The sequence below is a fragment of the Micromonospora sp. DT178 genome (genome assembly GCF_049841695.1).
Taxonomy (GTDB): domain Bacteria; phylum Actinomycetota; class Actinomycetes; order Mycobacteriales; family Micromonosporaceae; genus Micromonospora.
In genome coordinates this window covers 485236-505162 of sequence record NZ_JBNCKV010000002.1, presented here as the reverse complement: position 1 = coordinate 505162, position 19927 = coordinate 485236, and the positions used below count along the sequence as shown (strand labels likewise).

The window sequence follows — 19927 nt, the reverse complement described above, 5'->3', positions numbered from 1 at the left end:
AGCGAAAGGCAGGACCGTGAGCCAGTCCGCCGTCCGACCCACGCCGGCCTCCCCGACGCCCGAGGGCGGGCACCTGCTGGACGTACGGGACCTGCACGTCGAGTTCCGCACCGGCGAGGGCGTGGCCAAGGTGATCAACGGGGTCTCGTACCACCTGGATCCCGGAGAGACGCTCGCCGTGCTCGGCGAATCGGGCTCCGGCAAGTCGGTCACCGCCCAGGCGATCATGGGCATCCTCGACACTCCCCCGGCCGTGATCCGCTCCGGCGAGGTCCGCTACCAGGGGCGGGACCTGCTGAAGCTGCCGGAGGAGCAGCGCCGGCAGGTGCGCGGCAAGGAGATCGCGATGATCTTCCAGGACGCCCTCTCCGCGCTGAACCCGGTCTTCCCGGTGGGCTGGCAGATCGGCGAGACGCTGCGCCAGCGCGAGGGCATGTCCAAGGCGGATGCCCGCGCCCGGGTCGTCGAGCTGATGGACCTGGTGCGGATTCCCGGCGCCGCCGGCCGCATCGGCGACTATCCGCACCAGTTCTCCGGCGGCATGCGGCAGCGCGTCATGATCGCGATGGCGCTGGCCATGGACCCGAAGGTGCTGATCGCCGACGAGCCGACCACGGCCCTGGACGTCACCGTGCAGGCCCAGATCATGGACCTGCTGGCCGACCTGCGCCGCGACCTCGACATGGCGATGATCCTGATCACGCACGACCTCGGCGTGGTCGCCGACGTCGCGGACCGGATCGCCGTCATGTACGCCGGCCGGATCGTCGAACACGCCGACGTCCGCTCGCTGTACCGGGCGCCGGCCCACCCGTACACCAAGGGGCTGCTGGAGTCGATCCCGCGGCTGGACGTACGGGGTCAGGAGCTCTCCACGATCAAGGGGCTGCCGCCCAACCTGATGCGGATCCCGTCCGGCTGCCCCTTCCACCCCCGGTGCCCGTACGTGCAGCAGGTCTGCGTCGACGTGGTGCCGCACGACCTGGTCCTGGGCGACGGCCGGACCAGCGCGTGCCACTTCGCCCAGGAGGTCCGTGATGACAGCGCCCGCTAGCCCGACCAAGGTGCGCGGCGAGACGATCCTCGCCGTCGACAACGTGGTCAAGCACTTCCCGATCCGCCGGGGCGTGCTCTTCCAGAAGCAGGTCGGCGCCGTCAAGGCCGTCGACGGGGTCAGCTTCGAGCTGCGCCGCGGCGAGACCCTCGGGGTGGTCGGCGAGTCGGGCTGCGGCAAGTCGACGCTGGCCCGGCTGCTGATGCGGCTGGAGACGCCGACCGCGGGCCGGGCCACCCTGGAGGGCAGGGACCTGTTCTCCGCCTCCGGTGCCGAGCTGCGCCGGCTGCGGCGCAACATGCAGATGGTGATGCAGGACCCGTACACCTCGCTGAACCCGCGGATGACGGTGGGCGACATCATCGGCGAGCCGTTCGAGATCCACCCGGACGCCGCGCCGAAGGGCAGCCGGCGGACCCGGGTACGGGAGCTGCTCGACGTGGTCGGCCTGAACCCGGAGCACATCAACCGGTACCCGCACCAGTTCTCCGGTGGCCAGCGCCAGCGCATCGGCATCGCCCGCGCGCTCGCCCTGCGGCCCGAGATCATCGTCTGCGACGAGCCGGTCAGCGCCCTGGACGTGTCGATCCAGGCCCAGGTGATCAACCTGCTGGAGAAGCTCCAGGACGAGTTCGGCCTGTCGTACGTCTTCATCGCGCACGACCTGTCGGTGGTTCGGCACATCTCCGACCGGGTCGCGGTCATGTACCTCGGCAAGATCGTGGAGATCGGTACCGAGGACGAGATCTACGAGCGCGCCACCCATCCGTACACCCAGGCGCTGCTCTCGGCCGTGCCGGTGCCGGACCCGGAGGCCCGCGACCGGCGCACCATGATCCGGCTCACCGGCGACGTGCCGAGCCCGGCCGACCCGCCGAGCGGCTGCCACTTCCGCACCCGTTGCTGGAAGGCCCAGGAGGTCTGCGCCACCCAGGAGCCCTACGCGGTCCTCCGCGCGGCGGACCCGCACCCCTCGGCCTGCCACTTCGCCGAACTCCGCCCCACCCCCTGACCCCCTCCGCCCTTCCCGCGGGGCGGGTGGAAGGAGAGGGCTGGGGTCAGTGGAAGAAGTGGCGGGTGGCCGTCAGGTACATGGTGATGCCGGCCTCCTTGCAGGCGGCGATCACTTCCTCGTCCCGGATCGAGCCGCCCGGCTGCACGATCGCGCGGACGCCGGCGTCGATGAGGATCTTCGGGCCGTCGGCGAACGGGAAGAACGCGTCCGAGGCGCAGACCGAACCACGTGCCCGGTCCGCCCCGGCGCGGGCGACCGCGAGCTGCGCCGAGTCGACCCGGTTGACCTGGCCCATCCCGACGCCGACGGTCGCGCCGTCCTTGGCCAGCAGGATCGCGTTGCTCTTCACCGCGCGCACCGCCCGCCAGGCGAAGGCCAGGTCACGCAGGGTCGCCTCGTCGGCGGCCGCACCGGTGGCGAGCCGCCAGTTGGCCGGGTCGTCGCCCTCGGCGTCGATCCGGTCGGCCATCTGGACCAGTACGCCGCCGGTGACCTGCCGCCACTCCGCCGGCAGCGGGTCGAAGGCCGGCGCGTGCAGCAGCCGGATGTTCTTCTTGCCCTGGAGGATCTCCACCGCGCCCTCGTCGAACCCGGGTGCCACCAGCACCTCGGTGAAGATCTCCGAGACCTGCCGGGCCAGCTCGACCGAGACCGGCCGGTTGACCGCGATCACCCCGCCGTACGCGGACACCGGGTCGCAGGCGTGCGCCTTGCGGTGCGCCTCGGCCACGTCGGCGCCGACCGCGATGCCGCACGGGTTGGCGTGCTTGATGATCGCCACCGCCGGCTGCCCGGCGAAGTCGTTGGCCGCCCGCCACGCCGCGTCGGCGTCGACGTAGTTGTTGTAGGACATCTCCTTGCCGTGCAGCTGCTCGGCCTGGGCGAGCCCGGCCGGGCTGGACGGGTCGACGTAGAGCGCCGCCGGCTGGTGCGGGTTCTCGCCGTAGCGCAGCACCGCCGAGCGGCGCAGCGACAGCCCGGCGAAGTCCGGCCAGCCGTCCTCCTCGGGCGCGAGCGTGGCGGCGCACCACTCGGCCACCGCCACGTCGTACTCGGCGATGACGGCGAAGGCGCGGGCGGCCAGCACGCGCCGCTGGGCCAGCGTGAAGCCGCCCTCGCCGAGCGCGGCGAGCAGCGCCGGGTACGCGGCCGGGTCGGTCACCACGGCGACCGAGGCGTGGTTCTTGGCGGCCGCCCGGACCATCGCCGGACCGCCGATGTCGATCTGCTCCACGCACTCCTCGACGCCGGCGCCGGAGGCGACCGTGGCCTGGAACGGGTAGAGATTGGACACCAGCAGGTCGATCCCCGCGATGCCGTGCTCGTCGAGCTGGGCGACGTGGGAGTCCTTGCGCAGGTCGGCGAGGAGCCCGCCGTGCACCTTCGGGTGCAACGTCTTGACCCGCCCGTCGAGGATCTCCGGGAAGCCGGTCACCGTCTCCACCGGGGTCACCGGCACCCCCGCGCCGGCGATGGCCGAGGCCGTGCTGCCGGTCGAGACGATCTCCACCCCGGCCGTGTGCAGCGCCCGGGCCAGCTCGACCAGGCCGGTCTTGTCGTAGACGCTGACCAGCGCCCGCCTGATCGGGCGGCGTTCGTCCTCAGTGGAACTCACGGGACCGTGACCTTTCTTCCGGTGATCGTCCAACCTTCACGGACCAGGCGGCCCACCTGCTCGACGAGCTGGCGCCGCTCGGCTTCCTTGATGCGCTCGGTGAGCGTCTCGACGTCGTCGTCGTCGTGCACCGGCACGGCGACCTGCGCGACGATCGGGCCGGTGTCCATACCGGCGTCGACGAAGAAGAGCGTGGCCCCGGTGACCTTCACGCCGTAGGCGAGGGCGTCGCGCGGGCCGTGGATGCCGGGGAACGCCGGCAGCAGGGTGTTGTGCGTGTTCAGGTAGCGGTCGCCGAAGGCGGCCAGGAAGTGCGGGCCGACCAGCTTGAGGAAACCGGCGGAGACGACCAGGTCGGGCCGGTGCTCGGCGACGCGGGCGGTCAGCACGGCGTCCCAGTCCTCGCGGGTGGGGTGGTCGGCGACCCGCTCGACGAAGGTCGGCACGCCGGCCGCGGCGGCCCGGTCCAGACCCGCGATGCCGTCCCGGTCGGCGCCGACGGCCACCACCCGGGCCCCGTACGCCGGATCGACGCTCGCATCGAGCAGGGCCTGGAGGTTGCTCCCGGAGCCGGAGACGAGGACGACGATGCGGGCGACGGACGCGGGCTCGGTCACCGGGCCACCCTATCGGGCGTGCCGGCCGGTCCATCCGCTGGGCATTGCGACATTCACCGACGACGTGAATGGTCCGGACCAGGTACGCTGCCGGTCGCTCGGGCCCGGCGCGCGTCCGGCCCGCACCCGTCAGTGATCCGACGCCCCGCGGGGGTGTCGAGTGGAATGAGGAGTACGCCGAGATGCAGCCCGGATACCAGCCGCAGCAGCCGCAGGTCAACAACAACATGACGATGTCGATCGTCGCCATCTTCCTCTTCTGGCCGCTGGCCATCCCGGCGATCATGAACGCCTCCAAGGTGAACCCGCTGCTCCAGCAGGGTGACTACGCCGGGGCCCAGGCCGCCGCCGCCGAGTCGAAGAAGTGGTCCAAGTGGGCGCTCATCGTCGGCATCAGCTGGTACGTGATCGTGCTGGTGTGCTGCCTGCTCGGTGGGCTCGCCGGTGTGATGGGCGGCAGCACCTCCACCAGCAGCTACTGACAGATCGGACGAGGAGTCGCATGCAGCCCGGTTACCCCGGACAGGATCCGTACGGCCAGCAGCCGCACCAGGATCCGACCGCGCCGCACCACGACCCGTACGCCCCGCCGCCGGCGGCGCCGTACGGTCAGCAGCCCGTCTCCGGGCAGCCGCAGGACCCGTACGCCGCGCCGCAGGACCCGTACGGCCAGCAGAACCCGTACGGCCAGCAGGACCCCTACGGCCAGCCGCCGACCTCGGGCCAGCCCTACGGGCAGCCGCCCACCTCCGGCCAGCCCTACGGGCAGCCGGCGCCGGGTCAGCCGTACGGGCAGCAGCCGTACCAGGACCCGTACGGCCAGCAGGCGTACCCGCAGCCGCCCATGTACCCCAACGCGGGGTTCGCCGCGAAGGGGCCGGGGCAGCAGCAGAACACCCTCGGTCTGGTGTCCATGATCCTCGGCATCGCCTCGATCCCGCTGGTCTGCTGCTACCTCGGCATCCCGCTGGGCATCGGTGCGCTGGTGACCGGGTGGATGGGCAAGCAGAAGGCCGCCCAGGGGCTGGCCGACAACAACGGTCAGGCCCTCGCCGGCCTGATCTGCGGCGCCATCGGCGTCGTGCTCGGCCTGCTCCAGGTCATCCTGCTGGGCTTCAGCTTCACGCTGCCCAACCAGCCCTGACCGCCATGCGACAGGGGCGTCCCGGCTCGTCCGGGGCGCCCCTTCGGCGTCTGACGGCCCTCAGCGGGGCGCGCGGGAGAGCACCCGGGTCGCGGCGGCGCCGATCAGCGCCCCGACCGTGACGACCGCGGTCGCCACCGCCGCCACCTGCCAGGCGACGGGCCCCACCTGGGCCAGCCGGCCGCCGCCCAGCGATCCGGCGGAGGCGGCCGCGGCGGCGCCCAGCAGCAGACCGGCCACCGGACCGGCGAGCGCCGCCGCCCCGAGCAGCGGCCCCCAGCGCAGCGGCGCCCGGTCGTCGGCGGCGAGCCGGAGCAGCCGGCGGGCCAGCAGCCAACCCGCGGCCATCCCGGCGAGGACCGGCACCGCGAGCAGCCCGGCGCCGAGCCCGTCGACCGGCCCGCGCGGCAGCCCGGCCAGCAGCGGTACGGCCGGCAGCGCCCCCACGGAGACCTCGCTGGTGCGTACCGCCGTGTCGGTGCCGACGGCGAAACCCGGGCCGAGCAGGTAGCTGACCGACCAGACCGTCGCGTTGGGCGCGTAGGCGAGACTGACCAGCGTGATCCCGGCCTGGCCGGCGACCCCGGTGCGGTAGGCCCCGATCAGGTCGGCGGCGTCCCCGCCCCCGGTGGCCACGGCGAGCCCCGCCGCACCGGCCCCCGCGCCGAACAGCAGCAGCCCGGCGACGAGCCCGGTGCGGATCCCGTCGCGCAGCGACTCCGGGGACCGCGCGGCGAGCAGCCCGGCCACGCGCGTGGTCCGGACCGAGCCCACCAGGGCCGCGAGCGTGCCGAGCACCACCAGGGTGAGGCCGGCGCGGACCGGTGACGCGCCGACCAGCACCGCGCCGAGCACCCCGAGCAGCGCGTACGCGACGCCGACCGCGCCGGCGGCGAGGAGTGCCTGCCGGGGTGAGCGGCCGCCCCGCGCGCCGATGGCCCGGCTGGCGTGCACGCCCGCCCGGGTCAGCCGCCAGACCACCAGCGCGGTCAACGCCAGCGGGGCCAGCCCGAGCGGGCCGGCGGCGGTGTCCAGCGGCACGCCGTGCCCGAGCAGCCAGCCGGCCAGCCCGGCGCGCAGCGCGCCCGGCACGGAGGCGGCACCCTCGCTGAGCTGGAACAGCCAGAGCACGACCACGACCGGCAGCCAGGAGGTGAGCGCCGCCCACCCGGCGGCGACCCCGGCGGCGACGACGAGCGGGGCGCGGCTGCGGCGCGGCTCGCCGGCGCGCGGTGCGGGCACCCGCCGGCTCGGCCCGACGGGCGCGGCCGGCCGGGCGCCGGGGCCGACGTCGGCGCCGGGACGGCTGGGCTGATCAGGGGTGACGGAGGACATCGCGTCTACTCTGGCATGCCGGGCCGGCGGTGGCAGTCCGATACCGCCCCGCAGCGGCGACGAGTTCCGTGATCCACCATCTCCGGCCCCCGATCCGGTCTAGCCTCGGGCGCAGGGACGCGACTGTAGGGTCGCGGCACCGACGTCCGGAGGAGAGCCGTGAACACTCCGTATCCGCCGCCCCCGCCCGCACCGTCCGCGGCCGGTAGCGACCGCACGGTCCTCTGGGGCGTGCTCGGCATCATCCTCGGCCTGCTCTGCTGCGGCATCCTGGGGATCGTCTTCGGTTACCTGTCGATCCGGGACGCCAAGCGCTTCGGCCAGTCGCCCGTGCTCGGCTACCTGGCGATCGCGTTCGGCGTGCTCAACATCATCGGCAGCGGCATCCTCTGGGCCGGCGGCAACTACCCGCTCTACAACGACTGAGGCCGCCCGCGCCACGACGACCGGAGGGCCGACCGCGAACGGTCGGCCCTCCGGTCGTACGTCGGTCTGGCTCAGCCCGCGGACATGATCTCCCGCATGAGCTTGGCGGTCTCGGTCGGGGTCTTGCCGACCTTGACGCCGACCGCCTCCAGCGCGTTCTTCTTGGCGTCGGCGGTGCCCGCCGAGCCGGAGATGATCGCACCGGCGTGCCCCATGGTCTTGCCGGGCGGCGCGGTGAAGCCGGCGATGTAGCCGACCACCGGCTTGGTCACGTTCGCCTTGATGAACTCGGCGGCCCGCTCCTCGGCGTCGCCGCCGATCTCACCGATCATGACGATCGCGTCGGTGTCCGGGTCGGCCTCGAACGCGGCGAGCGCGTCGATGTGGGTGGTGCCGATGATCGGGTCACCGCCGATGCCGACGCAGGTCGAGAAGCCGATGTCACGCAGCTCGTACATCATCTGGTAGGTCAGCGTGCCGCTCTTGCTGACCAGGCCGATGCGGCCGGTGCCGGTGATGTCGGCCGGGATGATGCCGGCGTTGGAGGCGCCCGGCGAGGCGATGCCCGGGCAGTTCGGACCGATGATCCGGGTCCGCTCCCCCTTGGCCACGTTGTACGCCCAGAACGCGGCGGTGTCGTGCACCGGCACGCCCTCGGTGATCACCACGGCCAGGTCGATCCCGGCGTCGATCGCCTCGACGACCGCGCCCTTGGTGAACTGCGGCGGCACGAAGATGACGGTCACGTCCGCACCGGTCTGCGCCATCGCGTCCGCGACGCTGGCGAAGACCGGCAGCTCGGTGCCGTCGAAGTCGACCGTCTGGCCCGCCTTGCGCGGGTTGACGCCGCCGACGACGTTGGTGCCCGCGGCGAGCATCCGCCGGGTGTGCTTGGAACCCTCGGAACCGGTCATCCCCTGGACGATGACCTTCGAGTCCTTGGTCAGCCAGATAGCCATTGTCAGACCCCCGCAGCCGCCAGCTCGGCGGCCCGCTCGGCCGCGCCATCCATCGTGTCGACCCGCTGGACCAGCGGGTTGTTCGCGCCGTCGAGGATCGCCCGGCCGGCCTCGGCGTTGTTGCCGTCGAGGCGGACGACCAGCGGCTTGGTGACCTGCTCGCCGCGCTGCTCGAGCAGGGCCAGCGCCTGCACGATGCCGTTGGCGACCTCGTCGCAGGCGGTGATGCCGCCGAAGACGTTGACGAAGACGCTCTTCACCGACGGGTCGGAGAGGACGATCTCCAGTCCGTTCGCCATGACGGCGGCGCTCGCGCCACCGCCGATGTCGAGGAAGTTGGCCGGCTTGACGCCGCCGTGCCGCTCACCGGCGTACGCGACCACGTCGAGGGTCGACATGACCAGGCCGGCGCCGTTGCCGATGATCCCGACCTCGCCGTCGAGCTTGACGTAGTTGAGGTCCTTCTCCTTGGCGGCCTGCTCCAGCGGGTCCACCGCGGCCTGGTCGACCAGCGCCTCGTGGTCCGGGTGCCGGAACGCGGCGTTCTCGTCGAGGGTGATCTTGGCGTCGAGCAGCAGCAGCTTGCCGTCGCCGGTCTTGGCCAGCGGGTTCACCTCGACCAGCGTGGCGTCCTCGGCGACGAAGGCCTTCCACAGCCCCACGGCGGCCTCGACGACCTGGTCGGCGACCTCGGCCGGGAAGTTCGCGGCGGCGACGATCTCGCGCGCCTTCGCCTCGTCGACGCCGGTGTTGGCGTCGATCGGGGCCTTGACGACCTTCTCCGGGGTCTCGGCGGCCACCTGCTCGATGTCCATGCCGCCGGCGACGCTGGCGATGCAGAGGAAGGTGCGGTTCGCCCGGTCGAGCAGGTAGGAGAAGTAGTACTCCTCGGCCACGTCCGCGGTCACCGTGATCATGACCTTGTGGACGGTGTGGCCCTTGATGTCCATGCCGAGGATGTCGGTGGCGCGGGCCACCGTCTCCTCGGCGCCCTCGGCCAGCTTCACGCCGCCGGCCTTGCCTCGGCCACCGACCTTCACCTGCGCCTTGACGACCACCCGACCGCCGAGGCGTTCGGCGATCGCGCGGGCCTCCTCCGGGGTCGTGGCGACGCCGCCGGCGAGCACGGGCAAGCCGTGCCGCTCGAACAGGTCCCGCCCCTGGTACTCGTACAGGTCCACGTTTGCGCGTCCCGTCCCGTCTCCGCGGCGCGCCGTCGCGCCGCCACCAGCGTATGGAAAACAGTTTGACGCCTGTCATCACTCGAAACAGGCCATTGGGCGCAGCCTAGCGAGGTGGACACCGCCGGCAACCGAGCGGGTGCACGTTGTGTGGTAATGCACAATCGGCGGCGTCGCGCGGCCTTTCCGCGACTTCGGCCCGATGTCAGCCGTCCGGGCGATGTTGCCGGGGGCGCGTAACCCCTCCGTGGGGGCGTCGTTGAGTCAGGTGTCGGAGCGCTGATACAGCGCGGCGACGGGAGCGGCCGATGCCCTGTCGGTCGAGGGGTGGCGGCGGGGCATCGTGCATAGAGGGGCCGGACGTGTGAGGGGTGCGTCCGGCCCCTCCCCCTGCCCGGATCCGGCCACCGACCGGCCCCGATGCCGCGACCGCCGTCAGGCGACCGAGCCGGACCGCGACCGCCGTCAGGCGACCGGACCGGGCCTGCGACCGCCGTCAGGCGGCCGACCCGGATCCGCGACCGCCGTCAGGCGACCGGCTGGGCGACGTTCTGCCGGACCCACTCGACGATCGACTGGGTCGTCGCGCCCGGCGTGAAGATCTTGGCGACCCCGATCCGCTGAAGCTCCGGAATGTCGGCGTCGGGAATGATGCCGCCGCCGAACACGACGATGTCGCGGGCGTCGCGCTCACCGAGCAACTCCACCACCCGCCGGAACAGCGTCATGTGCGCCCCGGACAGCACGGAGAGCCCGACCGCGTCGGCGTCCTCCTGGATCGCGGTCTCCACGATCTGTTCCGGGGTCTGGTGCAGGCCGGTGTAGATGACCTCCATGCCGGCATCCCGCAGGGCACGCGCGACGACCTTTGCGCCACGGTCGTGGCCGTCCAGGCCCGGCTTGGCGACGACGACCCGAACACGAGAGCTCATCAGCGCATCCCTTTCACCGGCTCCGCGGCTTCACTGAACGAACGGTAACCCGCCCGCCCCTGCCCGGGAAATCCGGGCGGCGAACCTCACGGCACGCGGGCCGCGCCGGGTTCCCGTCGGCACCCGTACGGCGGACCGCGGCGACCCCCCGCGTCAAGCCGGACGACTCCGCCGTTCGGTCACCCTGCGCGACGAACGGGCAGTTAGGGGGGCACCGTTCGAGGGGTACGAGCCATGACAATCATGGACGCAAAGGGACAGAACGCGGCAGCAATTCGGCGCTTCGGCTTGTGACGGGACTGGTGGTTGGCTAACGTGTCCACGGTTGTCATCAGGTCCACGGACGGGTGACGACGCGGCCAGCCGACGTTCACCCGAGCTTCACGGGCGTCGAGGAAGCCGCTTCGGATCCCCGACAACGGAGGGTGTGCGTGCGCCAGCGCCTGTCGTCTGAGCCCGATCGATATCGCGGTCGCCGCCGCGTACCCACTCCCCCGCGTAGCCGCTACGCAGCGGTCGTCACCACCGCGTTCGTCGGCGCCGGCATCGTCGCGATCGGCGCGGGCGCCCTGCCGGACGCCAAGAGCGTCAACCCGTCGGTCCTCGACGAGCTCAAGGCTGCCTCGGCCGTCAACCAGGACGTCGCGGCCCGTGGTGACAACGCCGACCGCGCCAGCCGCGACAGCGACCGCGCCGGAGGCGACCAGTCCGCCGAGTCCGAGGTCTGGCTGCTCCCCCTCCAGGGCTACGAGTTCAACTCGCCCTACGGGATGCGCTGGGGCAAGCTGCACACGGGCGTCGACCTGGTCGCCCCCGAGGGCACGCCCTACGTCGCCATCCACGGCGGCACCGTCACCAAGGCCGGCTGGTTCGGCGGCTACGGCCACACCGTGATCGTCCAACACCCCGACGGCAGCGAGGCGATCTACGGCCACTCCTCCGCGCTGAGCGTCAAGGAGGGGCAGCAGGTGAAGGCGGGCGACCAGCTCGGCCTCGTGGGCAACACCGGCCACTCCTACGGCTCCCACCTGCACCTCGAGGTGCATGTCAAGGGCGAGCCGCTCGACCCGGTGCCGTGGCTCCAGGAGCGCGGAGTGGACATCAAGCTACAAGTCGAGGCGTACTACAGCGAGGTAGCCGCGTCCTGACGCTGCGCATCGCCCGTTGACCGCCCGGATCTGCCGATCCGGGCGGTTTTTCGTCTGCCGCCGCCAGCCAAAGTGAGCCGGGTCACAGGAGCGACTGTGACCGGCGCCATCGCCATGCATGATCACTTTTGCGATCGAAAACCCCGAACGGGGACGCACCGGGCGGCGTCGGCCGTCGCCGGTCCGTCGAGACTCCGTCCCACTACCCGTCACGCCGCGTGTCGACACCAGTATTTCGAGGTCAAGTGCCCCCTCGATCAGTGAAGGTCCGCCGTGCAGGAAGACATTCGGAACGAGAACACCCCCGACGCCCCCGTCCGGCACCGGAGGCGCATCGGCGGCCGCACCCGCGTGATCATCGCCGCGGCGGCCCTGGCCGGCCTCGGCCTCGGCGGAGCGGCGTTCGCGGCCAACGGGAACGACGAACCCGCAGTACCGGCCGCCGCCGTCGACACGCAGGCCCGCGCGGAAACCGCCGACCGCGCCGACCGCTCCACCCGGTCCACGACCGCCCCGGCCACCCCCTCGGCGAGCCCGACGCCCAGCCCGACGAAGGCCAGCCCGTCGGCGAAGCCCAGCCCGAAGGCGACCACCGCCAAGCCGAAGCCGAAGAAGACCAGCAAGCCGAAGCCCAGTTGGGTCATCCCGATGAAGGGAGCGGCGATCACCTCCTGCTACGGCCCGCGCTGGGGCACCCAGCACGCCGGCATCGACTTCGCGCTGCCCGCCGGCACCCCGGTCCGCGCGGCCTTCGGCGGCACCGTCACCAAGGCCGGCGACGTCGGCGACGGGTACGGCATCTCCGTCTTCGTCGACCACGGCAACGGCTACCTGACCCACTACGCCCACCTGAGCACCACCAAGGTGGGCGTGGGTGAGAAGGTCGCCGCCGGGCAGACCATCGGCCTGGAGGGGTCCACCGGCGACTCCACCGGCCCGCACCTGCACTTCGAGGTGCACCAGGGTCAGATGTGGAACCAGATCGACCCCGCGCCCTTCCTGCGCGCCCGGGGCATCGACGTGGCCTGCTGACCCACAGCCACCGGAAACGGCCCGGTCCGGCGCGCCGCCGGGCCGGGCCGAGCCGGTCTCAGAGCTTGTCGATCGGGGCGTGCCGGAGCACCAGCCACATCGTCTGGTCGCCGAAGTCGATCTGCGCCCGCGCTCCCGGGCCGTGCCCCTCGACGGCGAGCACCCGGCCCAGGCCGTAGCGCTGGTGGTTGACCCGGTCGCCGGCGGACACCTTCGGCCCCTGCGGCAGCTCGCTCGCCGTGGTCAGGCGGCTGGCGTCGACCCCCAGCCGCTTCGCCAGCTGGGCCGCCTTGGGCGTACCGCCGTTAAAGCCCACACGCCCGCCGGGCACGCGGTCCGCGCGGCCGCCCACGCCGCCGCCCCCGCCGGCCCACGAGGTGTACGACCCCTCGGTGCGCTCCCAGCGGACCAGCTCTGGCGGCAGCTCCTCCAGGAACCGCGACGGCGGGTTGTAGGCCGGCTGCCCCCACGCCGAGCGGGTGACCGCCCGGGAGAGGTAGAGGCGCTGGCGGGCCCGGGTGATGCCGACGTACGCCAGCCGGCGCTCCTCCTCCAGCTCCCGGCTGTCGCCCAGCGAGCGCAGGTGCGGGAAGACGCCGTCCTCCAGGCCGGTCAGGAAGACCACCGGGAACTCCAGGCCCTTCGCGGTGTGCAGCGTCATCAGGGTGACCACGCCCTGGTGGTCCGGGTCGTCCGTGGGGACCTGGTCGGCGTCGGCGACCAGCGCGACCTGCTCCAGGAAGCCGGCGAGGGTCGCCCGCTCCCCCTCCTCGCCGATCGCCTCGATCCGCTCGGTGTACTCCCGGGCGACGCTGACCAGCTCCTGGAGGTTGTCGACCCGCCCCGCGTCCTGCGGGTCGAGGCTCTCCTCCAGCTCGGTGAGGTAGCCCGAGCGGGTCAGCAGCGCCTCCAGCACCTCCTCCGGGGTGCCCGTCTCGGCCAGCTCGCGGGCGCCGTCGAGCAGGGCGACAAAGTCGGCGATGCCGTTGGCCGCCCGGGTGGAGATGCCCGGGGCGTCCTTCGCCCGGCGCAGCGCCGCCCCGAAGGAGACCCGGTCCCGGCTGGACAGCGCCTCCACGCACGCCTCGGCGCGGTCGCCGATGCCCCGGCGGGGGGTGTTGAGGATCCGGCGCAGGCTGACCGTGTCGTCGTCGTTGACCACCGCGCGCAGGTAGGCCAGCGCGTCGCGGACCTCCTTGCGCTCGTAGAAGCGCACCCCGCCGACCACCTTGTAGGGCAGGCCGACCCGGATGAACACCTCCTCGAAGACCCGGGACTGGGCGTTGGTGCGGTAGAAGACGGCCACGTCGCCGGGGCGGGTCTCGTCGGCGTCGACCAGCCGGTCGATCTCGCGGGCCACCCAGTCGGCCTCGGCGTGCTCGGTGTCGGCCACGTAGCCGACGATCGGCTCGCCGGCACCCGCCTCGCTCCACAGCCGCTTCGGCTTGCGCGAGGTGTTCCGGTCGATCACCGCGTTGGCCGCGTTGAGGATGGTCTGGGTGGAGCGGTAGTTCTGCTCCAGCAGGATCGTCCGGGCGTCGCTGAAGTCGCGCTCGAACTCCAGGATGTTGCGGATCGTGGCGCCCCGGAACGCGTAGATCGACTGGTCGGCGTCACCGACCACGCAGAGCTCCGCCGGCTCGATCCCCTCCGTGCCGGAGACCAGCTCCTTGATCAGCGTGTACTGGGCGTGGTTGGTGTCCTGGTATTCGTCCACCAGCACGTGCCGGAACCGCCGACGGTAGCTCTCCGCGACGTGCGGGTGGGACTGGAGCAGGTGCACCGTCGTCATGATCAGGTCGTCGAAGTCCAGCGCGTGCGCCTCGCGCAGCCGCCGCTGGTAGAGCGTGTAGGCCTCCGCCAGCGCCCGCTCGTTGGGGCCCTTGGCCCGGCCCGCGAACTCCTCGGGGTCGACCAGCTCGTTCTTCAGGTTGGAGACCTGGGCGGCCAGCCCGCGCGCCGGGTAGCGCTTCGGGTCGAGGTCCAGCTCCCTGGCGACCATCTGCATCAGCCGGCGGGAGTCGTCCGCGTCGTAGATGGAGAAGGTCGACTTCAGCCCGGCGTGCTCGTGCTCGGCCCGCAGGATGCGCACGCAGGCGGAGTGGAACGTCGACACCCACATCAGGCGGGCGCGGGGACCCACCAGGTGGGCGACCCGCTCCTTCATCTCGCCGGCGGCCTTGTTGGTGAAGGTGATCGCGATGATCTCGCCGGGGTGCACGTCCCGGGCGGCCAGCAGGTAGGCGATCCGGTGGGTGAGCACCCGGGTCTTGCCCGAGCCGGCACCGGCCACGATCAGCAGCGGCGAGCCGGCATGGGTGACGGCGTCGCGCTGCGGCCCGTTGAGGCCCTCGACCAGGGCCTGCGGATCGAGGTGGACGGCCGCCGACCTGGGCCGGTGCGGCGAGGTCGGGGCGGGCGCCGGCGCGGGCGGGGACGCGGGGATGTCGAAGAGAGGATGCATCGCACGGCGAGTCTATGCCGCCGGGCGGACACTTCCCCCGCCGCGCACCGTCGGCTCGTCCGAGCCGGCCCCGCGTCCCCCCGGGATGCGCGGAAAGGTCCCTCCGCACCTCCGTCGAGACGAAGATGTCACCCTGTCGCGTCTGGTGCCGCCGTCCCCCATGCAGAACGATGACGGTGAAAATCCGGCTCCTCCCCCGTACACGACTGGGAGAACGACCATGACTCAGCCGCGTTCGCGCGGTCGGGCGGTGCTGCGCCACCTCGCCGCGCCCACCCTCGCGTTGGCCGTCGTCGCCACGCTGTCCCCCGCTTCCCGGCCCGCGCCGGACCCCGCCGACGACCGTGGGGCCGGCCTCACCCCCGTCGCGGTCTCCTACGCCGCCCCGACCGGCGGCGAGGTCAAGGGCAACTTCCTGAGCTACAACGACTTCCACGGCGCCATCGACCCGCCCGGCGGCAGCGGCGCGGCGGTCAACGGCACCCCCGCCGGCGGCGTGGAGTACCTCGCCACCTGGCTGAAGAAGCTGCGCGCCGAGGCCAGGGCCGAGGGGCGGACCACGACCACCGTCGGGGCCGGCGACCTGATCGGCGCCACCCCGCTCGTCAGCGCCGCCTTCCACGACGAGCCGACCATCGAGCTGATGGACGAGATCGGCCTGGACGTCAGCTCCGTCGGCAACCACGAGTTCGACGAGGGCGTCGACGAGCTGATCCGGATCAACAAGGGCGGCTGCCACCCGGTCGACGGCTGCCAGGACGGGGACGGCTTCGCCGGCGCGAAGTTCACGTACCTGGCCGCCAACACCGTCAGCAGGAAGACCGGCCTGCCGATCCTCCCCCCGGTCGACGTGCGGTTCGTCGGCGGCGTGCCGGTCGGCTTCGTCGGCGTGACCCTGGAGGGCACCCCGGGCATCGTCAACCCGGCCGGCATCGCCTCCGTGAAGTTCACCGACGAGGTGGCGACCGCCAACAAGTGGGGCGGCCTGCTGAAGCTCTTCGGCGTCAAGGCCATGGTGCTGCTGGTGCACGAGGGCGGTGCCCAGTCGGCGCCGCCTGCCACGCCCGGCGTCTCGGACTGCGCCAACTTCTCCGGCCCGATCGTGGACATCGTCCGCGGCCTGCGGCCGGAGTTCGGGCTGGTCGTCTCCGGCCACACCCACCGCTTCTACTCCTGCTCCCTGCCGAACTCCTCGGGCGCGCGCAGCGTGGTCACCAGCGCCGGCAACAACGGCCAGCTGATCACCGACGTGGACTACTCGCTGGACCGGCGCACCGGCCGGTTCACCGGCATCTCCGCCCGCAACGTGGTGGTCGAGAACGGCGTACGCAACCCGGACGGCAGCTGGCAGGAGAGCGCGCCGGGAACGTACGTGCGCAACCCCGACCTGGTGGACCCGGGCGCCAAGGCGCTGGCCGACAAGTACCGCGCGGCCGTCGCGCCCATCGCCAACCGGGTGGTGGGCCGGATCTCGGCCGACATCGTCCGCGACACCCGCCCCAGCGGGGAGAGCCCGCTCGGTGACGTGATCGCCGACGCGCAGCTCGCGTACACCCGCGCGAACGGGGCGCAGATCGCGCTGATGAACCCGGGCGGCATCAGGGCTTCCCTGTCGTACGCGGCCTCCCCCGGCGACGAGGACCCTGGCGAGATCACCTACGGCGAGGCGTTCACCGTCCAGCCGTTCAACAACCTGGTGGTCACCCAGACCCTCACCGGCGCGCAGTTGCGCAACGTGCTCGAGCAGCAGTTCGTGGGCTTCAACGGGCAGACCACCCAGCGCATCCTCCAGGTCTCGGCCGGGCTGACCTACTCCTACGACAGCACCGCCCCGGTGGGCTCGCGGGTGAGCGCCCTGGCGTTCGACGGCGCGCCGGTCGACCCGGCCGCGAGCTACCGGGTCACCACGAACGACTTCCTGGCCAACGGCGGGGACGGCTTCACCGAGTTGCGGGCCGGCACGGACCGGGCCACCGCCCCCGGCTTCGACGTCGACGCGCTCATCGCCCACCTGGGCGCCGGCGCTCCGGTCGCCCCCGGACCCGCCGACCGGATCACCCGCCTCGGCTGAGGCGCGGGCGGTCCCGGCGTCACGACGGCACCGGGACCGCCCGTCCGGGCACGGGTTACGCCGAATCCTTGCGCGGGCCGGTCGGGGGTCGGCATACTCGACGACATGTTCGGTCAGCGCTTCTACTTTTACTACGGCACCGGGAGTCCGGCAGCCGTAGGTCGCGCCTGATCAATCAGACCTACGAGAAAGCCCCGGGCTCCTGGAGCCCGGGGCTTTCTCCGTCCCGGGATCCGGGCACCGGGCACCTGACGGCGAGGGGTACCCGATGATGACAGACGTGGTGGAGTCCAACGGCAGCCTGACGCGACCCGAGGCGGGCCGGCCCGGCCCCGGTGCCTCCGGGTCCCCGGTCGACGCGCCGGGAGGCGCCGACGACGCCAAGCCGGAGGCGCGCACCGGCACCCCGGAGCCGACCGCGGCCGCCCGGATCGTCGAGATCCGGGAGCGGATCGACGAGATCGACCGGGCGCTGATCGAGCTGTGGCAGGAACGGGCCCGGCTCTCCCAGGAGGTCGGGGTGACCCGGATGGCCTCCGGCGGCACCCGGCTGGTGCTGTCCCGGGAGCGGGAGATCCTGGAGCGCTTCCGGGACGCCCTCGGCGCCGACGGCACGCAGCTCGCGCTGCTGCTGCTCCGCGCCGGCCGCGGCCCCCTGTGAGGCGTACGCCGGCGACGGTCCCCTGCGCGCGGGCGCCGGCAACGGGCGGCCCTGGCCGGCGTACGCCGGCCAACGGCGCCCTGCGCGGACGGGGGCCCGGCAACGGCCCCCTGTGCGGCCGGGGGCCGGCCAACGGCCCCCTGTGCGGACGGGGCCGGGGCGGGTCGTCCCGGCCCCCGGAAACGACGGAACCGCCTGCCGTCGTCGCGATGACGTCGGCAGGCGGTTCCGTGGGGGTCACGCCTCGTGCGTCTGCACGATCTCGCGCTTCTCCGCGAAGTGGCAGGCGCTCGGGTGGTCCGAGCCCTTGCGGATCTCCAACAGCGGGACCTGCTCGGCGCAGACGTCCTGCGCCTTCCAGCACCGGGTCCGGAACCGGCAGCCCGACGGCGGGCTGACCGGCGACGGCACGTCACCGGTGAGGCGGATGATCGCCTTGTTGTCCCGCACGGTCGGGTCCGGCACCGGCACGGCCGAGAGCAGCGCCTGGGTGTACGGGTGGGTCGGCCGCTCGTAGATCTCGTCCTCGCTGCCGATCTCGGCGATCTTGCCGAGGTACATCACCGCGACCCGGTCCGACAGGTGCCGGACCACCGACAGGTCGTGCGCGATGAAGATGTACGACAGGCTGAGCTCGTTCTGGAGCTTCTCCAGCAGGTTCATCACCTGCGCCTGGATCGACACGTCCAGGGCGCTGACCGGCTCGTCGCAAACGATGATCTCGGGCCGCAGGGCCAGCGCGCGGGCGATGCCGATGCGCTGCCGCTGCCCGCCGGAGAACTGGTGCGGGTACCGGTGGATGTGCTCCGGGTTGAGGCCCACCAGGTCGAGCAGTTCCTTGACCTTGTCCCGGCGGCTGCCCTTCGGCGCCACCTCCGGGTGGATCTCGAACGGCTCGCCGATCAGGTCGCCGACCGTCATCCGCGGGTTCAGCGAGGTGTACGGGTCCTGCATCACCAGCTGGATCTGCCGACGCAGCCGACGCAGCGCCGGGCCGGACAGCTTGGAGATGTCCTGGCCCTTGTAGTGGACGCTGCCGCCGGTCGGCTTCTCCAGGTTCATCAGGACCCGGGCCAGCGTCGACTTGCCGCAACCCGACTCGCCGACCACACCCAGGGTCTCGCCGGCCTTGAGGTCGAAGGAGACCCCGTCGACCGCCTTGACGTGACCGATGGTCTTCTTGAACACCACGCCCCGGGTCACGGGATAGTGCTTGACCAGGTCACGGACCTCGAGGATGTTCTCAGTCACGGTTCACCAGCTCCTCGGCGAAGTGGCAGGCGCTGGCCCGGCCGGCGCCGACCTGCAGCAGCGGCGGGACCTTCTCCCGGCAGACCGGCTGCGCCATGGGGCAGCGCGGGTTGAACGGGCAGCCCGGCGGGATGTTCATGAGGTTCGGCGGGAGGCCCTTGATCGTCCGGAGCTGCTGCCCCTTCTCGTCGAGCCGCGGGATCGAGTTGATCAGCCCGATCGTGTACGGGTGCGCCGGCTTGGCGTACAGGTCGTAGACGTTGGCTTCCTCGACGATCCGGCCCGCGTACATGACCGCGATCCGGTCCGCGACGTCGGCAACCACGCCGAGGTCGTGGGTGATCAGGATCAAGCCCATCTGCCGCTCGCGCTGGAGTTCGGCGAGCAGGTCCATGATCTGTGCCTGCACCGTCACGTCGAGCGCGGTGGTCGGCTCGTCGGCGATCAGCACCTCCGGGTCCAGGGCGAGCGACATCGCGATCATCGCGCGCTGCCGCATGCCGCCCGAGAACTGGTGCGGGTAGCTGCTGAACCGGCCCTTGGCGTTCGGGATCTTGACCTGGTCGAGCATCTCGATCGCGCGCTTCTTGGCGTCGGAGCGGCTCATCCCGCGCCGCACCCGGAACTGCTCGGCGATCTGGAACCCGACGGTGAAGACCGGGTTCAGCGCCGAGAGCGCGTCCTGGAAGATCATCGCGATGCCCTCGCCGCGGATGCGGCGCCGCTCCTCGAAGGACATGCCGAGCATGTCCTTGCCCTGGAAGCGGACCTGACCGCCGGTGACGAAGCCGGGCGGCGTGTCGAGGATGCCCATGATGGTCTGCGCGGTGACGCTCTTACCGGAGCCGGACTCGCCGAGCACGGCGAGGGTCTCCCCCGCGTCGACGTGGTACGTGACCCCGTTGATGACCTTGGCGACGCCGTCCCGGGTTCGGAACTCCACCCGGAGGTCGTCCACCTCGAGCAACCTGCCCGAGGGGCGGCCGGACGCGCCGGCCGCGGACTGCTCGGACACCAGAATG

General features: G+C 72.3%; 18 protein-coding genes. 9 read left to right on the top strand and 9 right to left on the bottom strand.

The genetic code is table 11. The features are described from left to right. The first annotated feature begins 16 nt into the window (after nt 1-16). Both ACLQ22_RS06160 and ACLQ22_RS06155 read left to right on the top strand, forming a co-directional pair. Nucleotides 17-1054: an ABC transporter ATP-binding protein gene (locus tag ACLQ22_RS06160; protein ID WP_425691395.1), complete on the top strand. Its 1038-nt coding sequence runs from the start codon at nt 17-19 to the stop codon at nt 1052-1054. Then, a complete protein-coding gene (locus tag ACLQ22_RS06155; protein ID WP_425691394.1) occupies nt 1038-2066 on the top strand; it encodes an ABC transporter ATP-binding protein in 1029 nt (342 codons plus the stop codon). The genes ACLQ22_RS06160 and ACLQ22_RS06155 overlap by 17 nt, the downstream gene beginning before the upstream one ends. Nucleotides 2067-2112: 46 nt before the next feature. Here ACLQ22_RS06155 and purH read toward each other — a convergent pair whose 3' ends face one another. After that, the gene (purH, locus tag ACLQ22_RS06150; protein WP_425691393.1) at nt 2113-3684 is read right to left on the bottom strand and encodes a bifunctional phosphoribosylaminoimidazolecarboxamide formyltransferase/IMP cyclohydrolase; all 1572 of its coding nucleotides are present in this window, start codon (nt 3682-3684) and stop codon (nt 2113-2115) included. Continuing rightward, nucleotides 3681-4301, bottom strand: coding sequence for a phosphoribosylglycinamide formyltransferase (gene purN / locus ACLQ22_RS06145; protein ID WP_425691392.1), 621 nt, complete (start codon nt 4299-4301; stop codon nt 3681-3683). Before purN ends, purH begins: the two co-directional genes overlap by 4 nt. Nucleotides 4302-4483: 182 nt before the next feature. Here purN and ACLQ22_RS06140 point away from each other — a divergent pair, with 182 nt between their 5' ends. Further along, the gene (locus tag ACLQ22_RS06140) at nt 4484-4783 is read left to right on the top strand and encodes a CD225/dispanin family protein (RefSeq protein ID WP_425691391.1); all 300 of its coding nucleotides are present in this window, start codon (nt 4484-4486) and stop codon (nt 4781-4783) included. Between the two features lie 20 nt (nt 4784-4803). Beyond that, entirely contained in the window at nt 4804-5445 is a 642-nt protein-coding gene (locus tag ACLQ22_RS06135) for a DUF4190 domain-containing protein (RefSeq protein WP_425691390.1), read from the top strand. Between the two features lie 60 nt (nt 5446-5505). Here ACLQ22_RS06135 and ACLQ22_RS06130 read toward each other — a convergent pair whose 3' ends face one another. After that, nucleotides 5506-6780, bottom strand: a complete 1275-nt coding sequence (locus ACLQ22_RS06130; RefSeq protein WP_425691389.1) for a DUF6350 family protein — start codon at nt 6778-6780, stop codon at nt 5506-5508. Nucleotides 6781-6939: 159 nt separating this feature from the next. On the opposite strand from ACLQ22_RS06130, the gene ACLQ22_RS06125 reads away from it, so the two are divergent. Continuing rightward, entirely contained in the window at nt 6940-7206 is a 267-nt protein-coding gene (locus tag ACLQ22_RS06125; RefSeq protein ID WP_121399795.1) for a hypothetical protein, read from the top strand. A 71-nt stretch (nt 7207-7277) separates the two neighbouring features. Here ACLQ22_RS06125 and sucD read toward each other — a convergent pair whose 3' ends face one another. The 3 genes from sucD to ACLQ22_RS06110 form a co-directional block, all read right to left on the bottom strand. Then, the gene (gene sucD, locus ACLQ22_RS06120; RefSeq protein WP_101412719.1) at nt 7278-8165 is read right to left on the bottom strand and encodes a succinate--CoA ligase subunit alpha; all 888 of its coding nucleotides are present in this window, start codon (nt 8163-8165) and stop codon (nt 7278-7280) included. A 2-nt stretch (nt 8166-8167) separates the two neighbouring features. Further along, nucleotides 8168-9346: an ADP-forming succinate--CoA ligase subunit beta gene (sucC, locus tag ACLQ22_RS06115; protein WP_366639617.1), complete on the bottom strand. Its 1179-nt coding sequence runs from the start codon at nt 9344-9346 to the stop codon at nt 8168-8170. A 527-nt stretch (nt 9347-9873) separates the two neighbouring features. Next, nucleotides 9874-10278: a cobalamin B12-binding domain-containing protein gene (locus ACLQ22_RS06110; RefSeq protein WP_101412721.1), complete on the bottom strand. Its 405-nt coding sequence runs from the start codon at nt 10276-10278 to the stop codon at nt 9874-9876. A gap of 431 nt (nt 10279-10709) precedes the next feature. Between ACLQ22_RS06110 and ACLQ22_RS06105 the strand changes: the two genes are divergently transcribed. Both ACLQ22_RS06105 and ACLQ22_RS06100 read left to right on the top strand, forming a co-directional pair. Continuing rightward, nucleotides 10710-11426 (top strand): M23 family metallopeptidase, encoded by a 717-nt coding sequence (locus tag ACLQ22_RS06105; RefSeq protein WP_425691388.1) that lies wholly within the window; start codon nt 10710-10712, stop codon nt 11424-11426. Between the two features lie 273 nt (nt 11427-11699). Then, nucleotides 11700-12458 carry a M23 family metallopeptidase gene (locus ACLQ22_RS06100; protein ID WP_425691387.1) on the top strand — a complete coding sequence of 253 codons (759 nt, stop codon included), beginning with the start codon at nt 11700-11702 and terminating at the stop codon, nt 12456-12458. Between the two features lie 58 nt (nt 12459-12516). Here the strand turns inward: ACLQ22_RS06100 and pcrA are convergent, their stop codons facing one another. Beyond that, nucleotides 12517-14922: a DNA helicase PcrA gene (gene pcrA / locus ACLQ22_RS06095; RefSeq protein ID WP_366639623.1), complete on the bottom strand. Its 2406-nt coding sequence runs from the start codon at nt 14920-14922 to the stop codon at nt 12517-12519. A gap of 220 nt (nt 14923-15142) precedes the next feature. Between pcrA and ACLQ22_RS06090 the strand changes: the two genes are divergently transcribed. Further along, entirely contained in the window at nt 15143-16993 is a 1851-nt protein-coding gene (locus tag ACLQ22_RS06090; protein WP_425691386.1) for a bifunctional metallophosphatase/5'-nucleotidase, read from the top strand. A gap of 268 nt (nt 16994-17261) precedes the next feature. Further along, nucleotides 17262-17654: a chorismate mutase gene (locus tag ACLQ22_RS06085; protein ID WP_425691385.1), complete on the top strand. Its 393-nt coding sequence runs from the start codon at nt 17262-17264 to the stop codon at nt 17652-17654. Between the two features lie 237 nt (nt 17655-17891). Here ACLQ22_RS06085 and ACLQ22_RS06080 read toward each other — a convergent pair whose 3' ends face one another. Both ACLQ22_RS06080 and ACLQ22_RS06075 read right to left on the bottom strand, forming a co-directional pair. After that, nucleotides 17892-18905, bottom strand: a complete 1014-nt coding sequence (locus tag ACLQ22_RS06080; RefSeq protein ID WP_121399803.1) for an ABC transporter ATP-binding protein — start codon at nt 18903-18905, stop codon at nt 17892-17894. Next, nucleotides 18898-19920, bottom strand: coding sequence for an ABC transporter ATP-binding protein (locus tag ACLQ22_RS06075; protein ID WP_425691480.1), 1023 nt, complete (start codon nt 19918-19920; stop codon nt 18898-18900). Before ACLQ22_RS06075 ends, ACLQ22_RS06080 begins: the two co-directional genes overlap by 8 nt. Nucleotides 19921-19927 lie beyond the last annotated feature (7 nt).

Coding starts and splice junctions, on each gene's coding strand:
- ACLQ22_RS06155 (WP_425691394.1), top strand. CDS start 1,038: ATGACAGCGCCCGCTAGCCCGACCAAGGTGCGCGGCGAGACGATCCTC.
- ACLQ22_RS06140 (WP_425691391.1), top strand. CDS start 4,484: ATGCAGCCCGGATACCAGCCGCAGCAGCCGCAGGTCAACAACAACATG.
- ACLQ22_RS06135 (WP_425691390.1), top strand. CDS start 4,804: ATGCAGCCCGGTTACCCCGGACAGGATCCGTACGGCCAGCAGCCGCAC.
- ACLQ22_RS06130 (WP_425691389.1), bottom strand. CDS start 6,780: ATGTCCTCCGTCACCCCTGATCAGCCCAGCCGTCCCGGCGCCGACGTC.
- sucD (WP_101412719.1), bottom strand. CDS start 8,165: ATGGCTATCTGGCTGACCAAGGACTCGAAGGTCATCGTCCAGGGGATG.
- ACLQ22_RS06110 (WP_101412721.1), bottom strand. CDS start 10,278: ATGAGCTCTCGTGTTCGGGTCGTCGTCGCCAAGCCGGGCCTGGACGGC.
- pcrA (WP_366639623.1), bottom strand. CDS start 14,922: ATGCATCCTCTCTTCGACATCCCCGCGTCCCCGCCCGCGCCGGCGCCC.
- ACLQ22_RS06090 (WP_425691386.1), top strand. CDS start 15,143: ATGACTCAGCCGCGTTCGCGCGGTCGGGCGGTGCTGCGCCACCTCGCC.
- ACLQ22_RS06085 (WP_425691385.1), top strand. CDS start 17,262: ATGATGACAGACGTGGTGGAGTCCAACGGCAGCCTGACGCGACCCGAG.